The 3,736-nt window shown below is 67.7% G+C and carries 4 protein-coding genes; 1 reads left to right on the top strand and 3 read right to left on the bottom strand.

The genetic code is table 11. The annotated features are described in order from the left end of the window. On the top strand, positions 1–607 hold a 607-nt coding region (locus DMB66_RS58855; protein WP_125812594.1), incomplete at its 5' end, for a PaeR7I family type II restriction endonuclease. Positions 608–614: 7 nt separating this feature from the next. Here the strand turns inward: DMB66_RS58855 and ychF are convergent. The 3 genes from ychF to DMB66_RS62125 all read right to left on the bottom strand — a co-directional run. Then, positions 615–1,700 carry a redox-regulated ATPase YchF gene (ychF, locus tag DMB66_RS58860; RefSeq protein WP_125812595.1) on the bottom strand — a complete coding sequence of 362 codons (1,086 nt, stop codon included), beginning with the start codon at positions 1,698–1,700 and terminating at the stop codon, positions 615–617. An 11-nt stretch (positions 1,701–1,711) separates the two neighbouring features. Beyond that, a complete protein-coding gene (locus tag DMB66_RS58865) occupies positions 1,712–2,851 on the bottom strand; it encodes a hypothetical protein (protein WP_125812596.1) in 1,140 nt (379 codons plus the stop codon). After that, on the bottom strand, positions 2,833–3,736 hold a 904-nt coding region (locus tag DMB66_RS62125), incomplete at its 5' end, for an XRE family transcriptional regulator (protein ID WP_158647728.1). The genes DMB66_RS62125 and DMB66_RS58865, both read right to left, overlap by 19 nt.

Raw genomic sequence — 3,736 nt, forward strand, 5'->3', positions numbered from 1 at the left:
CGCCGTCACCGGCGGCCGGCACATGGACGCCATTCATCAGTTGGTCGTCGACGAGATCAACGCCACCGGAGCGACCGGGCTGCACATTCACAAGAATAAGGGCGCCACCCTGCCCGGATTCTATCGAGCCACCAAGTCGTGGGATCTGGTGCTCGTCCAGGAGGACATTCCAGTCCTCGCGGTCGAGTACAAATCGATGCTCGGAAGCGAGGGAAAGAACCTCAACAACCGAGCGGACGAGATCTTCGGTGTGGCCGAGGACACTCGCCAGGCCGAGCTCAAGGGGCTTCTTCCACCGCAGATGCGCCGCGCTTACATCTTCGTCATGGCCGACAACCCGGATACCAGCAGAGCGGTCGGTGTCAGCCGCACGTTGGGTACGGCCGACCCGATCTTCGCCGGTGCCTCGTATGTGCAGAGGATGGCCATCATGCTGAGGCGCATGCGCGAGACCGGCCTCTTCCACATGACCTGGGCCGTCGCTGTCAAAGAGGTGCCCTTCTCATGGAGCGAGCCCGATCCCGAGGTGGGCTGGGATCGGTTCGCGGCTGACCTGCATTCCGCCTTCAAGACCGGCATGCCCGAACCCGACCCAGACCGACCCTAACCACCACTCAGACGTTGAAGCGGAACTCGACGACGTCGCCGTCCTTCATGGTGTAGTCCTTGCCTTCCATGCGGACCTTGCCTGCCGCCTTCGCCGCGGCCATCGAGCCCGCCGCCATCAGGTCGTCGAAGCTGACGATCTCGGCCTTGATGAAGCCGCGCTGGAAGTCCGAGTGGATCACGCCCGCCGCTTCCGGGGCCGTCGCGCCGACCGGGATCACCCAGGCGCGGGCTTCCTTCGGGCCGGCGGTCAGGTAGGTCTGCAGGCCGAGGGTGTCGAAGCCGACCCGGATGAGGTGGTTGAGGCCGGGCTCGGTCTGGCCGGTCGACTCCAGCAGCTCCATCGCCTCGTCCTCGGGCAGGTCGATGAGCTCCGACTCGATCTTCGCGTCCATGAACACCGCCTCGGCGGGTGCGACCAGGGCGCGCATCTCGTCCAGGAACGCCGCGTTGCCCAGCTCGGCCTCGTCGACGTTGAAGACGTACAGGAAGGGCTTGGTCGTCAGCAGGTGCAGCTCCGACAGCAGCTCCAGCTCGATGCCGGCGGCCTTGGCGCCCGCGTACAGGGTCGTGCCCTCGTCGAGCAGCTTGAAGGCGGCCTCCGCGGCCGCGACGACCGGCAGGCGGTCCTTCTTGAGTTTGGCTTCCTTCTGCAGGCGCGGCAGCGCCTTCTCGACCGTCTGCAGGTCGGCCAGGATCAGCTCGGTGTTGATCGTCTCGATGTCGTCGGCGGGCGCGATCTTGCCCTCGACGTGCAGCACGTTGGGGTCGGAGAAGGCCCGGACCACCTGGCAGATCGCCGAGGCGTCGCGGATGTTGGCCAGGAAGGCGTTGCCCCGGCCCTGGCCCTTGGAGGCGCCCCGGACCAGGCCGGCGATGTCGACGAACGAGACCGGCGCGGGCAGGATCTTCTCGGAGCTGAAGACCTCGGCGAGCTTGCCCAGCCGTTCGTCGGGCAGCCCGACCACGCCGACGTTGGGCTCGATCGTCGCGAACGGGTAGTTCGCGGCGAGCACGTCGTTCTTGGTCAGGGCATTGAAGAGGGTGCTCTTGCCGACGTTGGGCAGGCCGACGATCCCGATGGTAAGGCTCACAACAGGCCAGTCTACGGGGCGGGCCGATGCACGTACGCCTTGAGCCCGAGGGCGGCGAAGGCCGCAACCGGGTCGTCGTGCTCGGGCAGATCTGCCTGGAACCGCGTCCAGACGTCGAGGTCTGCCTGCCAGGCCCTCAGGTACGCGACGCAGAAGGCGGGATCGATGGCCTCGCAGCACCCGCGAGCGACCTTCAGGGCTTCGACGATCCGGTCGCCGCGCTCATCCTGACGTAGCCGCCGGAGCCGGCCCAGGATGTCGTCGATCATCGCCCGGCGGTCGGCGAGAAACGACTGCCAGAACCGCTCGTCGGCGGCGAGCCGGGGATTGTCGAGGTCCCACAGCGAGAACAGGCCCTCGGCCAGGCAGTCGCCGAACTCCTCGGAACGGGCCCGCTCCGGCGACCGGTACGGGTCGTACGGATCCTGGCGGACCCGGCCGTACACCGCGACCCGCTCGATCCGGCGCCGGCCGACCAGAAAGAGCCAGTCCTCGTTGTAGATGGTGGGGAAGAACAGGGTGCCGGGGTCGGCCCGGACGGCCATGGCGCCGCCGCCGACGAAGACGTCCTGCGGCAGGCCCACCTCTCGGCGGGCGTGACAGACGACCGAGTTGTCGGGATAACCGAAGTTGCGCATCGCCGACACCGGAAAGTCCTCCAGCAGCCCGCCGACCTTGCGGATCGTGTCGGGCTGCACCTGGGTGATGTCGTCGTCGAGGAAGGCGATGTGCGGCCAGCGCATCATCCGGGCGACGGCCAGGCCGAGATTGCGTTTGACGCTGACGTCGTTGACCCGGTTCAGCCGCTTCCGGCTCGCGAGCAGCGCGTCGCAGGCGAAGTCCGGCAGCCCGGTCACCTTTCCGACCTCGACCACGATCAACGGCGCGTCGAGGATCTCGGCCTCCCGGCGCACCTTCGCCGCGTTGGACCACTGACTGCACAGGGCGACCACCGGCCGGTCGAGCTCGTGAGCCAGCCGCAGCGAGGGCCGCATGGTGATCGGGTCCCGGCTGGTCGGCACCACCAGCGCCGAGACGTCACCGGACGGCGCCTCGTTCCGATGCATCAGCAGCTGATGGTGGAAGGTCTGGTGCCGGACGGGCCGCGGGCCGGGCGGTTGCAGGGCGGCGGTCATGCCACGCTCGACCATTCATGCAACACCGTGCCGTCCCGCGTCCAGTCCGGGGTGATGACCTCGCCGGCGACGATGTCCACCCGGGCGAGGATGCTGTAGGCCTCCCCGGGCCCGTAGCGTTGTTCGAGGTACGCCCTGTTCCGATCCCGGAAGCGCGGATCGGTGAGCGTCCGCACGGCGGCGTAAGTACCTCGGCCGAATATGCCGTTACAGATGGTTACCGACCTCTTCCGGTTGAACGGGTTCGGCGCGCGGCAGAACTGGGCGACATCAGCGATCAGGCGCCGGTGTGGCGCCTCCCCCTCCACTGTCGATCGGAAAGTAGTGATCTGTCCGTTGTGGTCGCGCACCTGGAAAGAACCGCCCTCCGGGTCGTCCGCTTCCCGGTGCTGGGCCACCGGCAGATCCAACGACTGCTGCACCCGGCGCGTCATGGGATTCCAGTCCACACCACCGAGAAGGACGAGGTGATTGGTGACGTCCTCACTGGTCAGCCCGTCGGACAGGGTGTGGTGCACGCTGACCCCGGGGTTCGCCGCATAGACGTGGCTGTGTAGCTCCAGCAGCGCGTCGAGGTCGGCGTAGGCGTCGAGCGCGACATAGTCCGGGCTCTCCGGCGTGGAGAGAGCCTGGCTCGGGCGCAGCTCGACGGGCAGGCCGGCGCAGACAACGGTGATCGGTGACCGGTCCGCGAAGTGCCACATGCCTTCCCACGGCGAACGGACCATCGAGTCGTCGGGGGCCTTCGGCACGGAGCGCAGCTCCAGCAACTCCTGGAAGAGGCGCTCGCAGCGGTCCAACTCGTCGCCCCGGAGATCTTCCAACGGGAGCAGCCGTGGGCGGCCGTCGACGAACGAACGTGGGGTGGCGAAGAACCGGGCGTAGGCGTGCAGCCATTCC

Source organism: Actinoplanes sp. ATCC 53533, from assembly GCF_003947245.1.

Excerpts from the sequence above, each read along its gene's own strand:
- DMB66_RS58865 (WP_125812596.1), bottom strand. The coding sequence starts at position 2,851 with ATGGTCGAGCGTGGCATGACCGCCGCCCTGCAACCGCCCGGCCCGCGG.